General features: G+C 34.4%; 22 protein-coding genes. 12 read left to right on the top strand and 10 right to left on the bottom strand.

Translation table 11 applies throughout. From position 1 onward, the window contains the following. Positions 1 to 12 precede the first annotated feature (12 nt). Both SBO79_RS08815 and SBO79_RS08810 read left to right on the top strand, forming a co-directional pair. The gene (locus tag SBO79_RS08815; RefSeq protein ID WP_318640052.1) at positions 13 to 780 is read left to right on the top strand and encodes a DUF3667 domain-containing protein; all 768 of its coding nucleotides are present in this window, start codon (positions 13 to 15) and stop codon (positions 778 to 780) included. A 58-nt stretch (positions 781 to 838) separates the two neighbouring features. After that, positions 839 to 1,975: an aspartyl protease family protein gene (locus SBO79_RS08810; RefSeq protein WP_318640051.1), complete on the top strand. Its 1,137-nt coding sequence runs from the start codon at positions 839 to 841 to the stop codon at positions 1,973 to 1,975. 120 nt (positions 1,976 to 2,095) lie between these two features. Here the strand turns inward: SBO79_RS08810 and SBO79_RS08805 are convergent, their stop codons facing one another. Together SBO79_RS08805 and SBO79_RS08800 are read right to left on the bottom strand one after the other, a co-directional pair. Then, positions 2,096 to 2,677, bottom strand: a complete 582-nt coding sequence (locus tag SBO79_RS08805; RefSeq protein WP_318640050.1) for a dual specificity protein phosphatase family protein — start codon at positions 2,675 to 2,677, stop codon at positions 2,096 to 2,098. Further along, positions 2,670 to 4,625, bottom strand: a complete 1,956-nt coding sequence (locus SBO79_RS08800; protein ID WP_318640049.1) for an LTA synthase family protein — start codon at positions 4,623 to 4,625, stop codon at positions 2,670 to 2,672. Before SBO79_RS08800 ends, SBO79_RS08805 begins: the two co-directional genes overlap by 8 nt. A gap of 125 nt (positions 4,626 to 4,750) precedes the next feature. On the opposite strand from SBO79_RS08800, the gene SBO79_RS08795 reads away from it, so the two are divergent. The 6 genes from SBO79_RS08795 (at position 4,751) to SBO79_RS08770 (ending at position 13,062) form a co-directional block, all read left to right on the top strand. After that, a complete protein-coding gene (locus tag SBO79_RS08795) occupies positions 4,751 to 6,529 on the top strand; it encodes an AMP-dependent synthetase/ligase (RefSeq protein ID WP_318640048.1) in 1,779 nt (592 codons plus the stop codon). 127 nt (positions 6,530 to 6,656) lie between these two features. Next, the gene (locus tag SBO79_RS08790) at positions 6,657 to 7,106 is read left to right on the top strand and encodes a MarR family winged helix-turn-helix transcriptional regulator (RefSeq protein WP_318640047.1); all 450 of its coding nucleotides are present in this window, start codon (positions 6,657 to 6,659) and stop codon (positions 7,104 to 7,106) included. Positions 7,107 to 7,116: 10 nt separating this feature from the next. Further along, positions 7,117 to 9,507: a 3-hydroxyacyl-CoA dehydrogenase/enoyl-CoA hydratase family protein gene (locus SBO79_RS08785; protein ID WP_318640046.1), complete on the top strand. Its 2,391-nt coding sequence runs from the start codon at positions 7,117 to 7,119 to the stop codon at positions 9,505 to 9,507. Between the two features lie 61 nt (positions 9,508 to 9,568). Further along, entirely contained in the window at positions 9,569 to 9,931 is a 363-nt protein-coding gene (locus SBO79_RS08780) for a four helix bundle protein (protein ID WP_318640045.1), read from the top strand. Positions 9,932 to 10,025: 94 nt separating this feature from the next. Further along, positions 10,026 to 11,207: an acetyl-CoA C-acyltransferase gene (locus SBO79_RS08775; RefSeq protein WP_318640044.1), complete on the top strand. Its 1,182-nt coding sequence runs from the start codon at positions 10,026 to 10,028 to the stop codon at positions 11,205 to 11,207. 52 nt (positions 11,208 to 11,259) lie between these two features. Beyond that, positions 11,260 to 13,062, top strand: coding sequence for an acyl-CoA dehydrogenase FadE (locus SBO79_RS08770; protein WP_318640043.1), 1,803 nt, complete (start codon positions 11,260 to 11,262; stop codon positions 13,060 to 13,062). Positions 13,063 to 13,150: 88 nt separating this feature from the next. Here the strand turns inward: SBO79_RS08770 and SBO79_RS08765 are convergent, their stop codons facing one another. Continuing rightward, positions 13,151 to 13,321: a lmo0937 family membrane protein gene (locus tag SBO79_RS08765; RefSeq protein ID WP_318640042.1), complete on the bottom strand. Its 171-nt coding sequence runs from the start codon at positions 13,319 to 13,321 to the stop codon at positions 13,151 to 13,153. 413 nt (positions 13,322 to 13,734) lie between these two features. On the opposite strand from SBO79_RS08765, the gene SBO79_RS08760 reads away from it, so the two are divergent. Both SBO79_RS08760 and SBO79_RS08755 read left to right on the top strand, forming a co-directional pair. Beyond that, the gene (locus SBO79_RS08760; RefSeq protein WP_318640041.1) at positions 13,735 to 14,259 is read left to right on the top strand and encodes a superoxide dismutase family protein; all 525 of its coding nucleotides are present in this window, start codon (positions 13,735 to 13,737) and stop codon (positions 14,257 to 14,259) included. A gap of 59 nt (positions 14,260 to 14,318) precedes the next feature. Then, positions 14,319 to 15,524: an LETM1-related biofilm-associated protein gene (locus SBO79_RS08755; protein WP_318640040.1), complete on the top strand. Its 1,206-nt coding sequence runs from the start codon at positions 14,319 to 14,321 to the stop codon at positions 15,522 to 15,524. Here SBO79_RS08755 and can read toward each other — a convergent pair. Together can and SBO79_RS08745 are read right to left on the bottom strand one after the other, a co-directional pair. Beyond that, a complete protein-coding gene (gene can / locus SBO79_RS08750; RefSeq protein ID WP_318640039.1) occupies positions 15,521 to 16,156 on the bottom strand; it encodes a carbonate dehydratase in 636 nt (211 codons plus the stop codon). The two genes, SBO79_RS08755 and can, sit on opposite strands and share 4 nt — an antisense overlap. Positions 16,157 to 16,415: 259 nt before the next feature. Beyond that, positions 16,416 to 16,895: a Dps family protein gene (locus tag SBO79_RS08745; protein WP_318640038.1), complete on the bottom strand. Its 480-nt coding sequence runs from the start codon at positions 16,893 to 16,895 to the stop codon at positions 16,416 to 16,418. Positions 16,896 to 17,002: 107 nt separating this feature from the next. On the opposite strand from SBO79_RS08745, the gene SBO79_RS08740 reads away from it, so the two are divergent. Next, positions 17,003 to 17,947 (top strand): LysR family transcriptional regulator, encoded by a 945-nt coding sequence (locus SBO79_RS08740; protein WP_318640037.1) that lies wholly within the window; start codon positions 17,003 to 17,005, stop codon positions 17,945 to 17,947. A 56-nt stretch (positions 17,948 to 18,003) separates the two neighbouring features. Here the strand turns inward: SBO79_RS08740 and SBO79_RS08735 are convergent, their stop codons facing one another. The 4 genes from SBO79_RS08735 to SBO79_RS08720 form a co-directional block, all read right to left on the bottom strand. Further along, positions 18,004 to 18,201 carry a hypothetical protein gene (locus SBO79_RS08735; protein ID WP_318640036.1) on the bottom strand — a complete coding sequence of 66 codons (198 nt, stop codon included), beginning with the start codon at positions 18,199 to 18,201 and terminating at the stop codon, positions 18,004 to 18,006. A 113-nt stretch (positions 18,202 to 18,314) separates the two neighbouring features. Continuing rightward, on the bottom strand, positions 18,315 to 18,977 hold the full coding sequence (gene mnmD / locus SBO79_RS08730) for a tRNA (5-methylaminomethyl-2-thiouridine)(34)-methyltransferase MnmC2 (protein WP_318640035.1): 663 nt from the start codon (positions 18,975 to 18,977) through the stop codon (positions 18,315 to 18,317). 6 nt (positions 18,978 to 18,983) lie between these two features. Continuing rightward, a complete protein-coding gene (locus tag SBO79_RS08725) occupies positions 18,984 to 19,442 on the bottom strand; it encodes a hypothetical protein (RefSeq protein ID WP_318640034.1) in 459 nt (152 codons plus the stop codon). Continuing rightward, positions 19,443 to 20,072, bottom strand: coding sequence for a DUF4920 domain-containing protein (locus tag SBO79_RS08720; protein ID WP_318640033.1), 630 nt, complete (start codon positions 20,070 to 20,072; stop codon positions 19,443 to 19,445). It lies immediately after the preceding gene. A gap of 221 nt (positions 20,073 to 20,293) precedes the next feature. Here SBO79_RS08720 and SBO79_RS08715 point away from each other — a divergent pair, with 221 nt between their 5' ends. After that, positions 20,294 to 21,355: a branched-chain amino acid aminotransferase gene (locus SBO79_RS08715; protein ID WP_318640032.1), complete on the top strand. Its 1,062-nt coding sequence runs from the start codon at positions 20,294 to 20,296 to the stop codon at positions 21,353 to 21,355. 356 nt (positions 21,356 to 21,711) lie between these two features. On the opposite strand, the gene SBO79_RS08705 is transcribed toward SBO79_RS08715, so the two are convergent. Next, a complete protein-coding gene (locus SBO79_RS08705; RefSeq protein WP_318640030.1) occupies positions 21,712 to 23,745 on the bottom strand; it encodes a dipeptidyl-peptidase 3 family protein in 2,034 nt (677 codons plus the stop codon). Positions 23,746 to 23,824: the final 79 nt, after the last annotated feature.

Raw genomic sequence — 23,824 nt, 5'->3', positions numbered from 1 at the left:
ATAGAAAGCAACATGACTCAAACTAATAATTGTTTAAACTGTGAAAATTTGGTAAGTGAAAAATTCTGTCCAAATTGTGGACAGAATACCAATACTCACAGAATTAATTTTAAACATTTTGTTTTACACGATATTTTACACGGCGTATGGCATTTTGAAAGAGGTTTATTATTTACAATAAAGGAAGCTGCCCTTCGCCCAGGAAAAGCAGCTCTAGAATATATTTCTGGGAAACGAATAAAATATTATAATGTCTTTTATTTAGGTCTACTTCTGATAGGCTTAATGTTACTTTTAAACTACTATTTCGATGTAGTATCAAATCATATTTTTGAACCGGGAATTATTGAAAAAGATGGTGTTTCTAAAGACAAATTAGTTGCTTTTCTAGAGAGTTATTCCAAGCAAATAATATTTGCATTCTTACCTCTGCTAGCTTGTAATAGCTTTATAATCTTTCGGAGAAAGAAATTAAATTTGAGTGAACATTTTATAATTGCAGGAATGATCTTTTTAGGAATTTTAGTTATCAATCTAATTTTCTCAGCATTATCTTTTCTACAATTTATTAGGACTGACTTGACCGATAATATTTCAGACTTTTTTAATGTTGCAACGCCTCTCTCCCTACTTCTATTTTTGATTTATAATTATTACAAAGTTTTTTCTCCAGAATATAGCCACTTGCAGATGATTATAAGAATTACCTTTTTTACTTTATTTTTAGCAGCAGAATTTGTGGTTTTTCTAAGATTACTTAGTTACTATGTAGATCTATAGCTTTAATTACTAATAAAAATCATACTTGTAATACCTTTTTACAATTTTTATATTACTTATGAAAAAATTATTTGTTTTAATTATTATATGTGGATTTTCGTTTTCGTGCACATCAATAAAGCAATTTTCGAAAGAAAGAATTGTAACGAAAGTTGATTGTAAAAATATAGAAATGAATTCTTCAATGATATATTTTGATGTGCTATTTGATGGTCAAAATCAAAAATTTCTATTTGATACGGGGGCCGGAATGACAGTTATAACAGATTCTGTCGCAATTGTAGATTATCATAGTAAGAAGTTTGGAGCCTTGGGAACAGTTACTGGTGCTGACGGTAAGGAAACGGATTTACGTACATTTACCGCAGAGATTGACTCTGAGCTTTTTGCGAGCACAAATAAAGTTTTCGCCTATATACCTCGACCATTAACAAAATGTCAGAAAAGCCAACCTTTTGCGGGTATTTTAGGATTAGATTTACTGCTTAGAGATGAGAATGTTTTACAGTTAAACTTTACTAACAATAAAATATGCAACATCACAAATACTACTAAACAAGAACTTCTTAATTCAGGCTATTCAAAAATAAAATCTGAAGTAAAATCTCGACAAATATTTATTTATTTAAACATCGACGGAAAAGAACGAAAGTTTAAAATGGATACCGGTTTCGCCGGATCAGTAGTTATTCCATATAATGAACATGATGATTTTCCGATTTATAATTCTATGAGTATTATTGGTGGTATGTATAGAACAGCTACTTCTACTACTTTTGGGGAAGAAGTTTTTTATGAAGATGTACCACTAATACTTAATGATATTACATTACCATTAAAAATCCATGTCTCAAAAACTATAAAATCCCAAAATATTGGAATCACGCTTCTACGAGGATTTGATTGGATTATTGATTATGCGAATTCTGAAGTGTATTTAAAAAGAAATAATAACATAATAGATTCAAAGTTTAATAGTAAAGCATTTAAATATTTGGTGGCAGAAAAAGATGAGAATCTGTTTATATCTACAAAGCAAAAGCATCTAGAGCAGTATAATATTGGAGACCAAATTATTGAAGTTGCAAACACAAAAATATCATCAGACAATATCTGCGAAATGCAAGAACTACTTAATAAAACTCAAGATTGGAGTGAATTAGGAGTCAAAATAATTAAGGTGCAGGTAAAATAAAATCTGGGGTGCATATTGTTAGCTATAGTTTATTCGCTAAAAGAATAAAAAGTACAAAAAAAGCCGTCAACTTTAAACTGACGGCTTTTGCTTATTCTTTAATGATTTCTTTTCAGAATATTACTCTTTTGAACCTTTTGCTCTAGGCTGATACGCTTTTAAATATTCACCTTTTGGACTTCCGTCATCAAACGAGCTCCATTTTGTAAGCATTCTTGTGCTTCTACGAGCTTTGTCAGGATCCATTCCCTCATATTCAATTCGGTAGAGAGCTGAGTATAATTCGGCACGACCAATTCCGTGGTAGCAATGGATCAATACTGGATAGTTGTCTGGATTATCCATTATTTTCAAAAAACTATCTACACGTTCCTGACTTGGTACTTGATCTGAACCATTATTGAAGTAATTAACGCCTTGCAATTTTGCAATCGCTTCACGTTCTGCTACTAATTCTTCAGGTACTTCAGGGTTGTTGACATCATCTCCCGTTCCTGGAAAACGTAAATCAACTACCGATTTAATATTATTTTTCTTGATATATTCTTCCAATTCATCTGGCGGAATTACGCCACTTTTGTAAACTTTACCTTCGGTAATTGTTTCAAAATTATGATTGATATTTACAACATAAATTTCTCTTGCCGCAATTATTAATGCTATTACAAAAACCGCTAAGGCTACTTTTTTCCAATTACTCATTTGTGCTTTTTTCTGTAGTTAATTTTTTGTCGATTATGTTATTCATATATAATTGAATAAATGCTTTTGCTCTGATTTCGAGTGCATCCATTTCAGCATTTCGATTTCCTATCAAATTATTATTCATGGCCTTATCATCTTTTGCATAAAAACCTACTGCTTTCTCGCCGTCAAATATACAAATATAATTCCCACTCATTAATTGATAGTGATTACTACTATAGTTCATCACAAATGGCGAAGGACCTTCTTTTGCAATCAAGCTTCTACCCCAGCTTCTAAAGGGCTTGTCGTATCCTATCATATCGAGAAGTGTAGGATATATATCGATCTGCTGCGCATAATCACTATTGACACCTTTGAATTTTTCTGATGGTGTGAAAAATAATATTGGGACGGTATTTCGGTTGAGTTCTTTCTTGTATTCATCATAAAAGATCGTGTTGCCATGATCTGCCACGAGTACAAAAATAGTGTTGTTGTACCACGCCTCTTTTTTAGCGGAAGCGAAAAACTTTTTCAGAGCATAATCAGTATAACCAATAGTCTTGTGAATATTGACATCACCTTTGGGGAATTTGCCCTTATACTTTTCAGGAACCATATAAGGTTCGTGCGAAGAAACAGAGAAAAGTGTCGCCATGAATGGTTGCTTTTTTTCAGTCAAAGTTCTATTGAAGTATTGAAAAAATGGTTCATCCCAAATTCCCCAAACTCCATCAAACTCAGAATCATCATTAAATTCAGTCTTTCCATAATAATGATCAAAACCTAGAATATTTCCGAAACCTAGGAATCCCATCGAGCCATTTGGTGCGCCGTGAAAAAATGATGTGTCGTACCCCTCTCCTTTTAGAGTAGAAACTAGAGATTCTATTTTCTGCTTTGGATATGGCGAAGAGGTAAATGCATCCTTAAAAGATGGTATTCCCGCCAAAACCGATGACGTTCCGTGAATAGATTTATATCCATTTGCGTAGCCTTCCGTGAAGATCAAACTATGAGTAGCAAGCGAATCGATAAATGGTGAATAACCCTTATAGTTAGGAATATTTCTATCTTTATTAAAGCTTTCAATATATTCTCGACCATAGCTTTCAAGAATAATTATTACAATATTTGGTTTAGTAGGAGTATTATTTTTGTAAAACTTAATAGGCTCAATTACTTCCTGAATAACCTCTTCTGAAACTAAATTTACTTTCTTAAAACTGTTGGTATTCCAAGTTCTAATTATAGCAAATGGTGTGTTCAATACAATGTCACCCTGAGCATTATTTACCACATGTCTATTGGCATCAAGTAAATTTATCGGGCGGGTGCTTTTGGCAAAATCACCTCTAATTCCTCCAATTATAGCTGTTGCTAATATTAGAAAAACAACAACCGAACTACTAAAATAAATTATTTTTGAAGGTATTTTTACTGGCTGAACTTTTACTTTTTTGTATAAATAAACCCACGCAATAGATAGAAGTATGAAAAGTAGAAAAACGTGCCAATAATTAATGAGGAAATTGGCCAAGAGTGCCTTAATATTCGATTCATTTTTTAAGGAATCTAAAACCGCCAAGGTAGTGCGAGCAAAACTATATCGATAATATATGAAATCTCCAAAATTGGTGAAGTAGGCAAATAAATTTGTCGCAAAATATAGGTAGAATAGAAACTTTTGATAGCTTTTGCGACTATTTATTGTGAGCGGGAGAATGGACAATAAAATGAAGATCATATTCACATATAGGATTGCGGTTGTGTCAAACGCAACTCCGTAGTAAGCCAGTTTCAAAAATTCGGAAGTCGAAGTAACAGGAATTAAACCTCTATTGTATAAATAAAATAATACTCTAGCAATAAAGTAGAAAACATAAGCAAGTCCAATTCTAAAAAAAAGTGCTTTATATTCACCTAGTCGTATTAAAAGATTTGATTTGAGTCCAGTTTGCATTCGCAACAAAATTATTTTTTTTGGCAAAATTACATTTTTAAACCAAACTATGGCTGTTAATTATTGTAAGAGAATTATATATTAATTAATTTGCAGATGAATACTAATCTAATTACATTTTACTAATGAACGGAATTACAAGATTATTTGATTTACCTTATCATCAATTGCAAAACTATAGTATTCCAAATTCATTGGTTACTAAGAAAAATGGAAGTTGGATCAGTACCTCTACTCAAGAATATGTGGACCAAGCAAATGCTGTTTCACGCGGGCTTCTCAGATTGGGAATTGGAGTTAACGAAAAGATTGCTGTAATTTCTTCGAATAATAGAACTGAGTGGCATATTCTAGATATTGGAATTCTACAGCTTGGAGCACAAAATGTACCTGTCTATCCTACTATATCAGAAACAGATTATGAGTATATATTAGGACATTCAGATGCAAGTATGATTTTTGTTTCTGATCAAGAAATATTTGATAAATTGTCGACAGTACTTCAAAACTTGCCCAAGATAAAAGCAATCTATTCTTTTGAAGATGTGAAGGGATGCGAGAATTGGAACAAGGTTTTAGACTTAGGTGCGGACAAAAGCAATCAGCCTGAGGTTGAGGAGCGCAAAAATAATGTCCGCACAGAGCATCTGGCGACGATCATATATACATCTGGTACTACTGGCCGGCCAAAAGGTGTCATGCTTTCTCATCAGAATATTGTTTCGAATGTACTTGATTGCGAAAAAAGAATTCCGTTTAACGCCGGAAAAACCGTAGCCCTAAGCTTCTTACCTATCTGTCACATTTTTGAAAGAATGGTCGTCTATATTTATCAATTTTACGGAGTTTCTATACACTTCGCAGAATCAATAGAAAAGATTGGCGATAATATTAAAGAGGTAAAACCCAACGTAATGACGGTTGTGCCAAGATTACTAGAAAAGGTGTACGAAAAAATTCATGCAAAGGGTGCTGATCTTACTGGAATTAAAAAGGCTCTTTTTTTCTGGGCTATAAAGGTAGGATCACAATTTGAACCCTATGGTGCAAATGGGTGGTGGTATGACGCAAAATTATCGATTGCTCGCAAATTAATTTTTAGTAAATGGAAAGAAGGTCTGGGTGGTAATTTAGATATTATGGTTTCTGGTAGTGCTGCAATGCAACCACGACTAATCAAATTATTTGCCGCAGCCGAAATTCCCGTTATGGAAGGCTATGGACTTACTGAGACTTCGCCCGTAATAGCAGTGAATGATATGAGAGAGGGCGGTTTTCGGATTGGAACTGTCGGGAAAATTATCGATAATGTTACTGTGCGTATTGCCGAAGATGGTGAAATTCTTTGCAAAGGTCCTAATGTAATGATGGGCTATTATAAGGATGAAGAAAAAACTAAAGAGGCAGTTATCGACGGATTCTTCCATACTGGAGATATTGGCACACTAGATTCTGACGGTTTCTTAAAAATTACCGATAGAAAAAAGGAGATGTTTAAGACGTCTGGAGGTAAATATATAGCGCCCCAAATTCTCGAAAACAAATTGAAACAATCTCGTTTTATAGAACAAATCATGGTCATTGGAGATGGTGAAAAAATGCCTGCAGCTCTAATTCAGCCAAATTTCACTTTTGTAAAAGATTGGGCAAAAATTAAAGAAATTAATATCGGCGATTCTATGAAAGAGATTTGCGAAAATCCAGACGTGATTGCAAGGATTCAAGAAGAAATCGATGACCTTAATAAGAAATTTGGTCATTGGGAACAAATAAAACGTTTTGAGCTGACCCCCGAAATCTGGTCAGTAGACCTTGGACATTTAACTCCTACCATGAAATTGAAACGAAAGTTTGTACAGGAGCATTACCAGACACTTTATAATAAAATCTATCCACCTTACTAAAAATTCATACAAAATCTAAACTCTTCACTAATCCGAAGAGTTTTTTTTGATTTAAATGCCAATTAAAAATATATTATTATGCATGCATAGTATTATTTTTTGTATATTTGGATTGCAACAATTTAATATGAAAGATAAAACATTAGATTATATACTTCGTGCTACATGGCAATCGGTGGCAAGGATGTACAATGAAGAAGCTGCAAAATACGGTGCTAGTATGGCAATTGGTTTTGCACTTTTAAGTATCGATAAGGAAGGAGGTACGCCCTCCACTACTCTAGGTCCAAAAATGGGAATGGAAGCCACTAGTTTAACTCGAACTTTAAAATCTCTTGAAGAAAAAGGTTTAATAATACGAAAAAAAAATCCGCATGACGGCCGTGGAGTATTGATTTACCTTACTGAATTTGGAAAAGAGAAACGGGAATTATCAAAAAACACCGTTCTCAAGTTTAATGAGACGGTAAAACGGCATATAGAAAAGGAAAAACTAGATCACTTCGTTGAAGTTGCTGAAACTATAAATGAAATGATTGCAGGAAAAAATATATTTTTTAACTCTGATAATAATTAACAGTAAAAGAATGAAACGAATTATAAAAAAAGTTGCAGTTATTGGATCAGGAATTATGGGATCTGGTATTGCATGTCACTTTGCAAATATTGGACTTGATGTACTTCTGCTTGATATTCTCCCTAGAGAACTTACAGAAGCTGAACAAAAGAAAGGGCTAACGATGGAATCAAAAGCAGTTCGCAATCGAGTTGTAAATGAACATTTGGCAACAGCCTTAAAATCAAATCCATCTCCTATATATCATCAAAAATTTGCGCAAAGAATTACTACCGGAAATACAACGGATGATTTAAAAAAAATCTCAGATGTTGATTGGATTATTGAAGTCGTTGTGGAGCGACTCGACATTAAACAACAAGTTTTTACGGAAATTGAAAAGTTTAGAAAACCAGGTACCTTAATTACTTCAAATACATCAGGAATTCCGATTCATTTTATGAGTGAAGGAAGAAGTGAAGACTTCCAAAAGCACTTCTGTGGAACCCACTTCTTTAATCCTGCACGTTACTTGAAACTTTTCGAAATTATTCCAGGACCAGAAACGCTGCCAGAAGTGGTGGATTTCTTAAGTAATTATGGAGAACAGTTTTTAGGAAAAACTTCGGTCGTAGCCAAAGACACTCCAGCATTTATCGGAAATAGAATTGGAATCTACGGTATTCAGAGTTTATTCCATCTGGTGAAAGAAATGGATCTAACAGTTGAAGAAGTTGATAAATTAACCGGTCCAGTGATTGGTCGACCTAAATCTGCCACTTTTAGAACTGTAGATGTAGTAGGTCTTGATACTTTGGCCCACGTAGCAAACGGAATATACGAAAATGCAAACGAGGATGAAGCGCATGATTTATTTCTACTCCCTCCCTTTGTAAATTCGATGTTAGAAAACAAATGGCTTGGAAGCAAATCAGGGCAAGGATTTTATAAAAAAGAAGGAAAAGAGATTCGCACTTTAGATCTTAATACTTTAGAATATAGAGACGCAAAGAAAGCAAATTTTGCCACTCTTGAACTGACTAAAACGATTGATAAACCGATTGATCGCTTTAAAGTCTTGATAAAAGGGACCGATAAGGCTGGAGAATTTTATAGAAAAAGCTTTTCAGGTCTTTTCGCGTATGTTTCGAATAGAGTTCCAGAAATCACCGACGAATTATACAAAATTGACGATGCTATGAAGGCCGGTTTTGGCTGGGAAAATGGTCCGTTTGAAATTTGGGATGCGGTAGGTGTTGAGAAAGGAATTGAGTTGATGAAAGATACTAATCAGAAGCCCGCTCAATGGGTTTTGGATATGTTAGAAAGTGGTAATAAAACTTTCTATACTGTAAAAGAAGGTGCAACCTACTATTATGATATTGAATCAAAAACTCAGAAGAAAGTGCCTGGGCAAGATTCATTTATTATTTTAAATAATATTCGCGAAAGCAAAAAAGTTTGGAGTAATAGCGGTGCCATCATTGAAGACCTTGGCGATGGAATTCTGAATTTAGAATTTCAGTCGAAGATGAATACAATTGGCGGCGACGTTTTGCAAGCAATAAATAAAGCGATTGATCTTGCCGAAAAAGAATACAGCGGACTAGTGATTGGAAATCAAGCAGCTAATTTTTCTGTAGGAGCCAATATTGGAATGATCTTTATGATGGCTGTAGAGCAAGATTATGACGAGCTAAATATGGCAATCAAAATGTTTCAAGATACAATGATGAGGGTTCGATATTCTGGAATTCCAGTCGTGGTAGCTCCTCACGGAATGACTCTTGGGGGTGGTTGTGAAATGAGTATGCATGCCGATAAAGTTGTAGCTGCTGCCGAAACCTATATTGGTCTTGTCGAATTTGGAGTTGGAGTGATTCCAGGCGGTGGAGGATCAAAAGAAATGGCTTTAAGAGCTTCGGATATGATAAAGAAAAATGATGTCGAATTAAATATTTTACAAGAGTATTTCTTAACAGTAGCCATGGCAAAAGTATCTACTTCTGCTTACGAAGCTTTTGATACAGGAATTTTGCAACACGGAAAAGATATCGTAGTTGTTAATAAGGACAGACAAATTGCTGAAGCTAAAAAGCACGCCCTCATTATGGCAGAAGCTGGTTACACACAACCAATTCGCCGTAAGGATGTTAGAGTTTTAGGTAAACAAGCTTTGGGAATGTTCTTAGTAGGTACGGATAGTATGCAGGTTGGAAATTACATTTCTGAGCATGATAAGAAAATCGCAAACAAACTTGCCTACGTGATGGCTGGTGGAGATTTGTCTGAGCCAACTCTGGTAACAGAGCAGTATCTACTGGATCTGGAGCGCGAAGCGTTTCTTTCTTTGACTACAGAAAAGAAAACACTGGAGCGTATACAGCACATGTTGAAAACAGGGAAGCCGTTGAGAAACTAATATTAAGATTTGAGTATTAAGAATTAAGATGTTGGGGTAAATAATAGTTTAAATTAAAATTATGCACAGTTTTGAAAAATTAAAAATTTGGCAAAAATCAATGGACATTGCAGCTAGCGTTTATGAGATTTCAACATTGTTACCAAACGACGAAAAATTCAATTTGATTCATCAAATTAAGAAATGTGCAGTTTCGATACCTTCCAATATAGCAGAAGGAGCCGGTCGAAATCACAATAAAGAATTTGTGCAATTTTTAGGAATCGCTAACGGCTCGACTTTCGAATTAATAACTCAGTTACTATTGGCAAAAAGATTAAAACTCATAAGCGAAAATGCAGTACATTCAATAATTACTCAACTAGTTGAAGTGTCAAATATGAACTTCTCTTTGCAAAAAACTTTAAAAACAAATACAAATTAATTGAAGTCTTTCTTATTATACTTGTCGTAATACTTTAGTTTAATATTATTTTAAGCCTTAATACTTAATACTTCCATCTTAATACTTTAAAAAAATGAAAACAGCCTATATAGTTAAAGCATACAGAACCGCAGTAGGAAAAGCGCCAAAGGGAGTTTTTAGATTTAAAAGACCTGATGAATTGGCGGCAGAAACCATTGAGTATATAATGAATGAACTGCCTGATTTCGACAAAAAGCGCATTGACGATGTTATGGTCGGGAATGCGATGCCTGAGGCGGAACAAGGTCTAAATATGGCGCGATTAATTTCGCTAATGGGATTAAAAATAGAAGACGTCCCTGGAGTTACAGTAAATAGATATTGTGCGTCGGGACTAGAAACCATCGCAATGGCAACAGCCAAAATTCAGTCAGGAATGGCAGATTGTATCATTGCTGGAGGAGCAGAAAGTATGAGCTTTATTCCAATGGGTGGTTACCGCGCAACTCCTGATTATGCGGTTGCAAAAGAAGGAAACGAAGATTATTACTGGGGAATGGGTCTTACCGCAGAAGCAGTTGCCAATCAATTTAATGTATCTCGTGAAGATCAAGATGCATTTGCATTTCACTCTCACCAAAAAGCTTTGAAAGCGCAGGCTGAAGGAAAATTTGACAAGCAGATTGTTCCGATAACCATAAATGAAACTTATGTTGACGAAAAAGGTAAGAAAGCCACACGATCGTACGTAATAAATAAGGACGAAGGCCCACGTGCTGATACGTCACTGGCAGCTTTGGCAAAATTGCGTCCGGTATTTGCGGCAAACGGATCGGTTACAGCAGGAACATCCTCTCAGATGAGTGATGGTGCTGCTTTTGTGATGGTAATGTCCGAAGAAATGATGAAAGAGATAAATCTTGAACCAATTGCAAGACTTGTTGGATATTCTGCTGCAGGTGTCGAGCCTCGAATTATGGGAATGGGTCCTGTTGCGGCTATTCCTAAAGTATTAAAACAAACAGGCATGGCATTAAAGGACATCGAACTAATAGAACTTAACGAAGCTTTTGCCTCTCAATCATTAGCGGTAATGCGTGAGTTGGATATAAATCAAGAGATAGTTAACGTTAATGGTGGTGCAATTGCACTTGGTCATCCATTAGGATGTACTGGAGCGAAACTTTCAGTACAATTATTTGATGAAATGAAGCATCGTGGAAATAAATACGGAATGGTTACAATGTGCGTAGGTACTGGACAGGGAGCTGCAGGTATTTATGAAGTGTTTTAATTTTTAAAACTAGTTTCAAACTATATATCAATAATAGAAAAAAAATAGAAAAATGGCAGAAGCAGTAAATAATATTACCAGAGGAGGACAATTTATTGTCAAACAAACAGATAGTGCAGATGTCTTTACTCCAGAAGATTTCTCTGAAGAGCAATTAATGATGCGAGATATGGTTAAAGAATTTGTGGACAAAGAAATTTGGCCAAACAAAAACAGATTCGAAAACAAAGACTATGCACTTACAGAAGAATGCATGCGTAAAGCAGGTGATTTGGGATTATTAGGAGTAGCAGTTCCAACAGAATATGGTGGATTAGGAATGAGCTTTGTTTCTACAATGCTTGTATGCGACTATATTTCTGGAGCTACTGGTTCTTTTTCTACCGCTTTTGGAGCACATACTGGTATTGGTACTATGCCAATTACACTTTATGGGACAGAGGAACAAAAACAAAAATATGTTCCTAAGCTTGCTAGTGGCGAATGGTTTGGCGCATATTGCTTGACTGAACCTGGAGCTGGCTCTGATGCTAATTCAGGGAAAACTAAAGCGGTACTTTCTGAAGACGGCAAATATTACAGCATTACAGGCCAGAAAATGTGGATTTCTAATGCAGGATTTTGCAGCGTATTTATTGTTTTTGCCAGGATAGGCGACGATAAAAACATTACGGGTTTTATCGTAGAAAATGATGAGTCTAATGGAATTTCGATGAATCCGGAAGAACATAAATTAGGAATTAGAGCTTCTTCTACTCGTCAAGTATTTTTTAATGAAACAAAAGTTCCTGTCGAAAATATGCTTTCTGAACGAGGAAATGGTTTTAAAATAGCAATGAACGCTCTAAATGTTGGTCGCATTAAGCTTGCTGCCGCTTGTCTGGACGCACAGAGACGGGTAATTTCAAATGGCGTTCAGTACGCAAACGAAAGAATCCAATTTGATGTTCCAATTTCGAGCTTTGGCGCAATTAGAGCTAAAATTGCAGAGATGGCGACTAATTGTTACGCTGGTGAAAGTGCTTCCTACAGAGCGGCAAAATCTATCGAAGATCGCATACAAGCCAGAGTTGCCGAAGGAAATACCCACCAAGAAGCAGAGCTAAAGGGTGTAGAAGAATTTGCTATCGAATGTTCTATACTTAAAGTTGCCGTTTCAGAAGATATTCAGCATTGTGCTGATGAAGGAATTCAGATTCTGGGTGGAATGGGATTCTCAGAAGACACGCCAATGGAAAGTGCTTGGAGAGATGCAAGAATTGCGAGAATTTACGAAGGTACCAATGAGATAAATAGAATGCTTGCGGTGGGAATGCTTGTAAAAAAAGCTATGAAAGGTCAGGTAGATCTTTTAGGACCAGCTTCGCAGGTACAAGAAGACCTGATGGGAATTCCGGATTTCGATACTCCAGATTATTCTGATGTAATGTCAGAGGAAAAAGCTATTGTTGAGAATTTGAAAAAAGTATTCTTGATGGTGGCTGGGAGTGCAGTTCAGAAGTACGGAACTGACTTGGAAGCACATCAACAAACATTAATGGCAGTATCAGATATTCTGATCGAAATCTATATGGCAGAATCTGTTGTATTACGAACTGAGAAATTATCAAAATCACGTTCCAAAGATGAAATAAAAGAACAGATTGCAATGGCCCAGCTCTATTTATACAATGCTGTTGATATTATTACCTCTAAGACCAAGGAAAGTATAGCGTCTATTGCCGAGGGAGATATGCAAAGGATGATGCTAATGGGATTGAGAAGATATACGAAGTATCAAAATCTTCCAAATGTTGCAGAGCTTAGAGAAACAATTGCTGCTCAGGTTATAAAAGAAAATAAGTATTGCTTTTAATAATAAGCTACTTCATCAAAAACGCAAAAAACCCGCTAAATTAGCGGGTTTTTTATTATTTTCTAAATCGTAATTAAAAATTACATGATTATAGAGGCTTTCTTCCTGATATAACTCTTAGTAATATTACCACGATTGCGATAACTAACAAAATGTGAATTAAGCTACTACCTGCAATTCCAGCTCCTAGAATTCCAAAAAATCCTAATGCCCAGATAATAATCAGAATAACGGCGATTGTGTAAAGTAAATTTCCCATAATAAATTGTTTTTAGTAATTAATAGTTTATAATTGGTTATAGGTCAAATTTATTATAATGCTCCTAGTAAATTCTTACAGAATTATCTTTTAGTTTTACAAAATTAACTAAAAAATTTCATAAAACGTTCATTTTCAGCAAATAAGACACTCTTCTAATATACAGTTTAACGTTCTAAATTAACTGAAATTTAATTACATTTCAAACGAAGAAACAATTTAAAAACATCAGTAGCTACATAAAATAGTAAATCTGTATTTTACAGTAGTGTTGATATGGACATTATTCTTTCCGCGTAAGCGAAATATCTTCGTTTAATTCTCTTATTAGAACTTAATCATGAATAATTTTAAATATACTTCAAAGAATTTTTTGTGAACACTTGTTTTTTCTATCTTTGAATAAAAACACTATGAAAAAGATACTATTAAGTTGCTTTACAGTTGCGTTGATAATGACTTCATGTAAAACGAAAACAGATTCTACAGATCAGAAAATTACAATGCAGCTTGAAGCTAAAAGCGGAAGTAATGCCAGTGGTACTGCGACTTTTGTGGAAAGCAATGGCGAAGTAACCTTTACAGCAAAAATTAAAGGATTGAAACCTGGAGTGCATGCGATACATATTCATGAAAAAGGAGATTGCTCAGCTGCTGATGCAACATCTGCTGGAGGACATTGGAATCCAACATTCGAAAAACATGGAAAATGGGGAGCTTCAGAATATCATAAAGGTGATATAGGTAATTTTACGGTTGACGCTTCCGGAAACGGAAGTATTACTATGAGTACTGACGAATGGTGTATAGGTTGTGATGATGACAATAAAAACATCGTTGGTAAGTCCATAATTGTTCATGAAGGAGCAGATGATTTCATTACGCAACCAACCGGTGATGCAGGCGGTAGAGCAGCCTGTGCAGCAATTATAAAATAGCATTCTCAAAGTGGATTATTTTTCGAAATTTCGTATAAATTTGCCTCATACAACAGTAAATGATTAATCCATCTAGTACAGGTTGGGTCGAAAAATATTTTTCAATTCGACAACAGTATAATATAGTACAGCCCGTTTCTTCGGAGGTTTTTTATAACCTTACAAGGAGAACGGGCTTTATTTATGGCCATATTATTTCGTTTGTTTCGGGAATACCAATTAATACCGATAGGTGGCTTAAAGACGAGATTTCGAAAGTTGCTTTGCTAGACGTTTTGTTTGAATTACATCGAATGATTAAAATTGAAAGTTCGAAAGATTTATTTCTTTCCGATGTAACTCAATTTTACAACGAGATGCATCCTCAGAATCAGAATTTTTTCAAAAAAATGCTGCCTTCGGCCAAGCTAACTGCAAGCCTTGAAGCTACTATTGACAAAAGGGTTCAGACTAATGAAGATATTGTAAGTAGAAATTTTTCGCATATTATCACAAATGCACTCCTATTTATTGATGTACTCGCATTCCTAAAATTTTTAAAGAAAGGAAATTTACCACAAAAGTATATTAAAAAAACAGAGGAAGTTGTAGTAAGTATTGTGACGCTTGCGCTAAAAGTAAAACCACAAAAAACTCCTTACGATGATTTGTTGGTCAAACTATTTGAAGCTTCAGTTCGATACAATAAATTTTCTGATATTTCAAAAATCAGTGACCTCGATGCGATGGAGTTGGATTACTTTACCAATGACCTAGAGCATTACTATTTTATCGATCTCGCCGGAATGGCACTGTGGAATGATGGTATAGTTGAAAGTCAAGAAGAATATTTCTTGTACGCTATAGCAAAAATTCTAAAAGTTGAGGATGAATTTGTTTCCTATAGCCTTTCTGAAACCTCTAGTTTTATACTACTCAATAAGAAGTCTATACCGTACTTTAATTATTCAAATCCCGTTCGACATTTTTACGATCAGATGTCGTTAAATGTAATTACATTGATTCGGCGTAATAAAAGTCGACTAGCAAAAGAAATTTCGAATAGTGGCGAATTGGCGGCGCTATTAACAAAATCCGTTTACAAAGATTTAAGCACAAAAGAGAAGAAAAAGGTACGGAAGCAGCTTTTGGAAATCTGTAAAACTATCCCTTCCCTAGCAATCTTCTTGTTGCCTGGAGGAAGTTTGTTGCTTCCAATTCTTATCAAATTTATTCCGCAACTACTTCCTGCCACATTTAATGAAAATTCTGAGAATAATAGCTAAAATTTTAATTGATAAACCTCATCAAGGTTTTTCTCACTTGTAAGGTTTACGTCTAAATCTGTTACAATACCAGAGTTTAATCCATATGCCCAACCATGCAATGTTACGTCTTGCCCACTCTTCCAAGCAGATTGAACGATAGATGTTCTCGCTAGATCAAAAACTTGCTCCTTCACGTTAACTTCTACAAATGCATTAAAACGCGCAGTTTCATTGGGAATAGCGTCCAATAAATCTTTGTGCAATCTATAAACATTCTTGATGTGTCTAATCCAATTGTCAATAATTCCGATAGAATCATTATTCATTGCAGCCTTAATACCACCGCAACCATAATGACCTACTACAATAATATGTTTTACTTTTAAAACATTAACAGCATAATCTAATACACTCAACATATTCATATCAGTATGAATTACCATATTGGCAATGTTTCTGTGTACAAATACTTCCCCGTTGCTAGCTCCTATAATTTCGTTTGCAGGCACGCGACTATCCGAACAACCTATCCATAAAAGCGGCGGAGTTTGCTTTGTTGCTAGGGCTCGAAAATAGTGAGGATCTTTATCTAGTGACTCTTTTACCCATTGGATATTGTTTTCTAGAATTTGTTTATAATAATCTGCCATAAGAAATGTATTGATTTGTTTTGAAAAATATGTTTGCAAAAATAAGCCATAACAATAGTACATTTGCTATTTGATTGCAAGGAATTTTAGCTATGCATAAATTTTTATTAGAAATTAACTGAATAGCAGGTGCTGAATTTCTTAAATACATTGTCAACCAACCTTTATGAACGGTTAGAATCTTGATTTAGAAAGGGAAAATAAAGCAAAAAAAAAGCCGAAAATTTACTTTTCGGCTTTATATGATAACGGTAATGTGCTATAGACTTTCTTCTAACCATGCATTCATCATCCAAATTGTTTTTTCTTGTTCGGTAATGAAGTCACTCATCATAGAATTGGTTCCTTCGTCACCGAGGTCATCGGTTTTATTAAGGATCTCTCTCTCAATTTTCAATAAGTCAGAAAGCGAATCTACTATAAGTTGAACTGCCTTCTCGTCTTGAGAAATATTTTTACCCACTCTAAGCGTATTATTTTCAATATAATCTTCAAGAGTATGCAAAGGTTTTCCTCCAATAGTTAAAATTCTTTCGGCAATTGCATCAACCTTTAATTGAGAATCGTTATAAAGTTCTTCAAATTTAACATGCAATTCAAAAAAGCGCTTTCCGCGGATATTCCAATGAATTCCACGTAAATTCTGATAATACACTTGATAATTGGATAATAATTTATTTAAATCTGCAATAATCACCGTAGAATCTTCTGCTCTTAATCCTAAAATATTAGTTTTCATATTGTTTATTGGTTTGAATTAATAGAATTATAAATTTAATGAAAATTCTCTCATTTTTCTATAAATAAAACTTATAGTTTTGGTATTTTTATACTAAATATTTTATAATGACAATCACCCAACTTCAATATGTACTTGCCATTGCCGAACATCGCAACTTTACTATCGCGGCAGAACACTGTTTTGTAACGCAGCCAACTCTTAGTATGCAAATTCAAAAACTTGAAGAAGAATTGGGCATTTTAATTTTTGATCGAACCAAGAAACCTCTACAACTCACAGAAGTTGGTGAAAAGATTATAGCGCAGTCTAAAAGTATCATCTACGAATCAAATAGAATGTCTGATATAGTCGATCAATTTAAAGGTTTTATTGGTGGTGAATTCCGACTGGGAATTATTCCAACTGTAATGCCCACTCTACTTCCTATGTTTCTCAAAACTTTTAGCTCAAAACATCCTAAAGTTAACCTAGTTATTGAAGAACTGACCACAGAAGAATTGATTGAAAATCTTAAAAACGGCCATTTAGATGCTGCGATTGCTGCTACTCCACTTAAAGAAATGAAAATTAAAGAATTGCCCTTATACTATGAACCATTTGTGGGATACGTACCAGAGAATAATAAATTATTTACCAAAGAAATATTGGCTGTGAAAGATCTAGATTTAGACAATTTACTATTACTCCAAGATGGCCATTGCTTTCGCGAAAGCGTCTTGAATCTTTGTAATTTTAGTTCTGTTCGACGGGATAAATTCGAAATAAAAAGTGGTAGCTTTGAAACTCTTATAAAATTATGTAATGAAGGATTTGGTATGACCTTACTTCCCTATCTACACACATTAGATTTGCAACCGTCCGAAAAAGATAAATTACGACAATTTGAAGAACCAAAACCCGCAAGAGAAATTAGTTTAATTTATCATCAGAAGCATTTGAAAATGCACATTATTGATGCCCTTTATCAAGTAATTTTATCGGTTGTAAAAGGCGCCATTACTTTTCACGATGTACAGATTATCGGCCCTAAGCAAAAAAAACGCATCTAAAAAAAAGCCCCGAATACCATTTGCTATTCGGGGCTTTTTGTCTTTACTAAAATTTGTTAATCTCTAATTAATAGTAATGAAGGTCGGAGTTCAGGATTCTCAGTAATAAAATTTGAGAGCCATTCTCCCAATTTTTCAATTTCATAAGGCAATAGCATCTGCAAAGCTTTATCGAGTTCTTTACAGAATAGTGCTGGATCAAAACTAACTCGTTCAAGGATCGTTTTTGTGTAATCAAACATTGTTCTTTTCATAGTAGTTTATGTGGTTAATCGGATAATATATTCTAAGTTAAAACTTGTTATCCAAATATACTTAATATACCAACATGAAATACTAAAATGCTGTTAATAAGATTGTGAAAATTTTACATTTTAAAAGCACGCATCATCTCTCGCTTACCTGGCGGTCCAGCAAGTTTTTCTACCGAGAACCCAACTTCCTGCATACTTCTTTTGACTACTCCTCTAGCAGCATATGTTACTAAGACCCCTTTGTCTTTAAGGGCATGGAACATTTTTTCAAAAATTTCTGTGCTCCATAGTTCAGGCTGAACTCGAAAACCAAAGGCGTCAAAATAAATTAGGTCGAAAGAATTGATGTCGTCTATTTCATTAAAAAATATATTACGCTTCTCAAAGTTAAAATTATCTGAAAGTTTGAACTGCTCTGCAAATGGAAATTGATGCATTTTTTCAAACAACGGCAATTTCTCTATCGCGTCTAAAGATTGTAAATAATTCATTTCTAGCGCTTCTTCAACAGAAACAGGATAGGCTTCAATTCCCGTATAATTAACTTTAAGATTTTGCTTTTCGGCTTCAATTAATGTAATTATGGCGTTTAAGCCGGTTCCAAATCCTATTTCCAAAATATTTATTGATCTATTATCGAAAAGTCGTAATCCATTTTTAATAAACACATGATACGCTTCCTGAACAGCACCATGTTTTGAATGATACGATTCATCCCAATCGGGCAAGTGGATTGTTTTTGAACCATCAGATGTAGTAATAATCTCTCGTCTCAAAATAATTTATTTTATAAATAGAGTTTTAATTCTGGGGATTGGCCCACCGCATTTTTCTTGATGACAACTAATGCAAGCCGATATGCTCGAATTATAGTGTTCTTTGGCATTTTCTTTATCTAAAAAAATCATTTGCTGGGCAGCAATAAAAATTTTAGCTTGTTCTTGAAAAAATGCGTCATTGTCAGATTCGTCAGTCATTGCTGCCGAATGAATTTTAAGAAAAGTATCTTGAAAATCTCCCAAGTCTTTCCCTTGAATTATATTTTCTTTGAGTTTTTTGTTTTTGGCATACATATTTTCCATCAACGATGCCATTTCTGAAAACTCATACATTTCAAAGTTTTTAACCTTTGCCGAATCAGAAATTACAGGCAACTCAGAAACTTTATCTGTACTCTCAATTTTTCCGTTGCAGCTAAAAATTACAGCAGCTACTATACTAAGTGCAAAAATCTTTGTCATCTATTTTTTAATCAAAACGCCATCAGCCTGAAACGCGTAAGTAACTTTAGACTTTATAATTTTATCAATTTCTTCTTGTGACTTTCCGCCGTCTTTTGCATAATGCTTTAAATCGGCAACAGATACTTCATCAATAAAGGCTTTACCTCTAATTATGGCGTCAGACTTATCAGCATTAAGCGGAACGAAGAAACCATAGTCTTTAAATTTTACAAATGACTTTTTATCTTTACCCAAAGAAACATCCATCCAACAACCCTTCTTTTTACATACTTCGTTAATAGTAGATTGAAAAGCGACAGATATAGTATCTCCAACTTTTAAATTTTTATATTTTTCGAGCATCTGCTCTTTATTTAAAACAGTATTTGGGGTAAAGGTAGCACCAAATGAGGCATAATCTTTTTTATCAAATTTCTTAGCAGTTTTCTCATCTGCACTTGCAACTGCAACTTCTTCTACTAATGCTTCTTCAGAGATTGTGTCTTTCAATTTAAATTCTTCCTCATTTTCATCTTCATCAGCTGCTTTTTCATTATATAATGGCTCTTCCAGCTTCAATTCTTTCGTCTCATTTTTACATGATGTTAATAAAATTGCAGAAATACTAAGTAGCAAAATTTTTTTCATTTTTTTGTTTTTAAAGCTTGAGCACAAAAATACTAAGTTATGTGAATATTCAACATTTTATTTAATGTTTTACAAGCTAAAAATAATCTTAAGTAATTGATTTATGAGAAACTAATGAATCGCGTGTTAATAAAACATTTTTTAAAAAATATCGTCAGTACTTTAACTAAATTTGCACTCTGAAACTAGTTTAGTTTATTTTACTAACTTTAATTTAAAAGATGACTTCTACAGAAAGCTTTACAGTAACACAAGCCGCAACATCAAAAATTGATCAATGTGACTTCGAAAACCTAAAATTCGGTAAAACATTTACTGATCATATGTTGATTTGTGATTATATAGATGGTGAGTGGCAAAAAGCTGAAATTAAACCGTATGCTCCTTTTCAAATTGAGCCATCATCAATGGTATTCCATTATGGTCAAGCAATTTTTGAAGGTATGAAAGCCTTTAAAGATGAGGCAGATGATGTTTGGTTGTTTCGTCCAGAAGAGAATTTTAAACGATTTAATAAGTCAGCTGTAAGAATGCAGATGCCAGAGGTGCCAGAAGAAGTTTTTCTTGAGGGTTTAAAAAAACTAACTAATCTCGACAAAGCTTGGGTTAAACGTGGTAACGGTAGTTCGCTATACATTAGACCATTTATGATTGCAAATTCTTCGGCAATTGTAGCTTCTCCATCCTCTGATTTTAGATTTATGATTATATTATCTCCTGTTCGTGCGTATTATTCTGGAGAAGTAAAAGTAATGATCGCCGAGCATTTTTCACGTGCAGCAAATGGCGGAATTGGTGCGGCAAAAGCAGCAGGAAATTATGCAGCTCAATTTTATCCAACACGTCTTGCAAAAGAAAAAGGATATGATCAGATTATTTGGACTGATGATGCAACCCATACAAAACTCGAAGAATCAGGTACTATGAATGTATTTTTTATACTAAATGGTATTCTTGTAACTGCTCCTGTAAGTGAACGAATTCTTGACGGAGTAACTAGAAAAAGTATTATTGACATTGCAAAAAGAGAAGGCATTACTGTAGAGGAACGTCCAATCACCGTAACTGAACTTCTTGAAAGTTTTAAAAATGGTAGTTTAACGGAGATCTTCGGTACAGGAACTGCAGCGGTAATAAGTCCAATTGCAGGATTTGCTTACCAAGAAGTTTACAATGAATTGATAAAGCCCGAAGAGTCAATTGCTCAAAAATTGAAAGCTAGACTTACTAATTTGCAAAATAAATTAGAGGAAGACACTTTCGGTTGGACCGTTAAAATATAAATTACTCAAAATATTTAATTTAGAGCTTCATCGTTTACTTCGTTTGAAGCTCTTTTTTTGTTTTATTCCATCTTGAAATTGACTATTTTTGCAGCAAAATAAATATAATGTTTAGTCAAGGTCAGATCATATTTGGAGTTCTTTTTTTTATAGCTTTCGTTATTATTACGATTTTCATGTACAGAAAAGATATTGCAACTCATAAAACATATTATAAAGGTAGCTATAAGGTTCTCATTGGATTTCTGCTATTTGTGGCATTTTTGTTTGTCATTAAATTTTATGGAAAAGGATACTTTAATTTTTAGTCAAAAAAAAACCTTCGATCGCTCGAAGGTTTTTTTGTATAAACTATTTTAATTATCCTTTGGAAGGAAACCAAAATTTTTCGAATAATAAAGCATTTGCTCTGTAAATGATTTAGGCTGAGTTACTTTAATATCTATAATTTTTCCATCAGCATCCATTTCAGGAACAAGCAGAGGATTTATAAACCCACTGTAAGCTGCCGAATTAAATTTCTTATTTCGCTCTAGAACCTCAGCGTGTAATTTCTGATCTACTTTTACTCCATAATTTTCTACTAATGCCTTGGCAGCTTTGTAGTCTCCTTCTGATTTAATACGTTGCGTCTCACGAAGCAATTTTCCAAATAGATCATGTAGTTTTTCGTAATTGGTAATATTAAAATAAGTTTTACCATCGCGAACAACTTTCTCAATAATGTTTTCTTTCTGACCTTGTTCAAAAACCCACGCGCTCACCCACTGTCTGTTTCTCATATGAGATTCTTCAATATCAGCTCCTTTTTCAAGACGTACTAGTTGTGTCATCATTCCATTTCTAATGTAACCATCATACGCCGCCATACCGGTTTTTTTCCAATCATCGACAAGACCAAGTTCCTGTATTTTTGGATTGTACAAATAATAAAGTCCCACAAGATCTGCGCGACCTTCCTCAAGCGTTGAAGCATAACTTTTTAAAGTTTCCTTAGTTGTACCAATACCTTTGTTTATTTGACCAGACGCATGACCTACAACTTCGTGCAGCGTCGTGTGCAACTTATCAGCTTGCTCACCATATTTTTCTTGAAGTTCTACCTCTTGCGCGTCATGAGCAAACTCTCTTAATTTATCTCCTCCACCTACGTGATTATAGGCGTCGATGATATTTCCAAGAGAAATTGACTTTGATCCGTGCTCCGCTCGAATCCAGTCAGCATTAGGAAGATTTACACCAATTGGTGTGCTTGGAGAGGAGTCTCCAGCTTCCCCCGCAACAATTACAGTATTATAGGTAACTCCTACTACATTTTTCTTTTTGTGTTCTGGCATCAATGGAGAATTGTCTTCAAACCATTGCGCATTTTCTGAAATCTTTTGCATCTTGGCACTCATGTCAAAATCTTTAATTTGAACGACACCTTCAAATGAACCTCTGTATCCTAACGGATCATTGTAAACTTCGATAAAGCCGTGATTGTAATCTATATTACTATCGGTAGCGGCTACCCATGCAATATTGTAATCGTCCCATGTTTTTAAGTCGCCAGATTTGTAATATTTAATAAGTAAAGCAATTGCATCTCCTTGTTTCTGATTTTCGGCAACTCCTTGAGCTTTCTCCAACCAATAGATCATTTTATCAATTGCAGCACCGTACATTCCGCCGCTTTTATAGACTTTCTCTTCCAGTACACCGGCAGAATTGCGAACCAGTTTTGAATTAAGCCCGTACGAAACTGGACGATGACTGTCTGCCGGTTTTTTTGCCGCGTAAAATGCATCTACATCAGCTGCTGAAATTCCATCGCCGTAAAAATTGACCGCAGATCCTTCTACCAATCCTTTTTTTTCATCAAGATTTACTTTTTTCGAATCAACGTCATTAAAAAGTATATTCACTACTTCTGAATCTAAATTGGTTTTAGTATCAGCCAACAACTGATTGAAAAACGCCAAATCAAATCCAGGTTTAATTTTATCATTTGAATAGTGATGGTGAATTCCATTTGAAAACCAAACGCGTTTTAGGTAAATAATAAACTCTTTATAGTTTGCGCTTTCTTTATCTCCTGTGTATTTCTGAAGTATATTTTCTAATGCAGCGCGAATTTTAAGATTGTGCTTGTAATTTTGATCCCAAATAATATCCCGTCCAGCCGTACCCGCTTGAGTAAGGTAATAAACAAGTTCCTTTTCTTTTAAAGTCAACTTCTCAAAACCTGGAATTTGGTAACGTAAAACTTTAATATCTGCAAACTGCTCAGCTTCAGTATTAAAATCTGCATTTTCGATTGTGGTAGTTGTTTTATCTATGATTTCATTCTTGCAAGATACAAGAGTTGAAATCGCTAAAATAAACCCCGCCATTGTACGTAATTTCATAAAGTGTGATTGTAAGTTAAAATAATTCAAGACAAATATACTCATTTCAGCAAAAGCAATAATTCTGAGAAAAAATAAG

This window comes from Flavobacterium ardleyense (assembly GCF_033547075.1).
Lineage (GTDB): Bacteria > Bacteroidota > Bacteroidia > Flavobacteriales > Flavobacteriaceae > Flavobacterium > Flavobacterium ardleyense_A.
Note: the sequence above shows the minus strand (reverse complement) of the source record. Positions and strands in the feature narration are given on the sequence as shown.

Bases quoted from the DNA above. Each gene is read 5' to 3' on its own strand.
- SBO79_RS08800 (WP_318640049.1), bottom strand. From the start codon at position 4,625: ATGCAAACTGGACTCAAATCAAATCTTTTAATACGACTAGGTGAATAT.
- SBO79_RS08790 (WP_318640047.1), top strand. From the start codon at position 6,657: ATGAAAGATAAAACATTAGATTATATACTTCGTGCTACATGGCAATCG.
- SBO79_RS08810 (WP_318640051.1), top strand. From the start codon at position 839: ATGAAAAAATTATTTGTTTTAATTATTATATGTGGATTTTCGTTTTCG.
- SBO79_RS08725 (WP_318640034.1), bottom strand. From the start codon at position 19,442: ATGACAAAGATTTTTGCACTTAGTATAGTAGCTGCTGTAATTTTTAGC.
- SBO79_RS08735 (WP_318640036.1), bottom strand. From the start codon at position 18,201: ATGAAAAGAACAATGTTTGATTACACAAAAACGATCCTTGAACGAGTT.
- SBO79_RS08785 (WP_318640046.1), top strand. From the start codon at position 7,117: ATGAAACGAATTATAAAAAAAGTTGCAGTTATTGGATCAGGAATTATG.
- SBO79_RS08795 (WP_318640048.1), top strand. From the start codon at position 4,751: ATGAACGGAATTACAAGATTATTTGATTTACCTTATCATCAATTGCAA.
- SBO79_RS08815 (WP_318640052.1), top strand. From the start codon at position 13: ATGACTCAAACTAATAATTGTTTAAACTGTGAAAATTTGGTAAGTGAA.
- SBO79_RS08780 (WP_318640045.1), top strand. From the start codon at position 9,569: ATGCACAGTTTTGAAAAATTAAAAATTTGGCAAAAATCAATGGACATT.
- SBO79_RS08805 (WP_318640050.1), bottom strand. From the start codon at position 2,677: ATGAGTAATTGGAAAAAAGTAGCCTTAGCGGTTTTTGTAATAGCATTA.
- SBO79_RS08715 (WP_318640032.1), top strand. From the start codon at position 20,294: ATGACTTCTACAGAAAGCTTTACAGTAACACAAGCCGCAACATCAAAA.
- SBO79_RS08755 (WP_318640040.1), top strand. From the start codon at position 14,319: ATGATTAATCCATCTAGTACAGGTTGGGTCGAAAAATATTTTTCAATT.
- SBO79_RS08770 (WP_318640043.1), top strand. From the start codon at position 11,260: ATGGCAGAAGCAGTAAATAATATTACCAGAGGAGGACAATTTATTGTC.
- SBO79_RS08745 (WP_318640038.1), bottom strand. From the start codon at position 16,895: ATGAAAACTAATATTTTAGGATTAAGAGCAGAAGATTCTACGGTGATT.
- SBO79_RS08720 (WP_318640033.1), bottom strand. From the start codon at position 20,072: ATGAAAAAAATTTTGCTACTTAGTATTTCTGCAATTTTATTAACATCA.
- SBO79_RS08740 (WP_318640037.1), top strand. From the start codon at position 17,003: ATGACAATCACCCAACTTCAATATGTACTTGCCATTGCCGAACATCGC.
- SBO79_RS08705 (WP_318640030.1), bottom strand. From the start codon at position 23,745: ATGAAATTACGTACAATGGCGGGGTTTATTTTAGCGATTTCAACTCTT.
- SBO79_RS08765 (WP_318640042.1), bottom strand. From the start codon at position 13,321: ATGGGAAATTTACTTTACACAATCGCCGTTATTCTGATTATTATCTGG.
- can (WP_318640039.1), bottom strand. From the start codon at position 16,156: ATGGCAGATTATTATAAACAAATTCTAGAAAACAATATCCAATGGGTA.
- SBO79_RS08775 (WP_318640044.1), top strand. From the start codon at position 10,026: ATGAAAACAGCCTATATAGTTAAAGCATACAGAACCGCAGTAGGAAAA.
- SBO79_RS08760 (WP_318640041.1), top strand. From the start codon at position 13,735: ATGAAAAAGATACTATTAAGTTGCTTTACAGTTGCGTTGATAATGACT.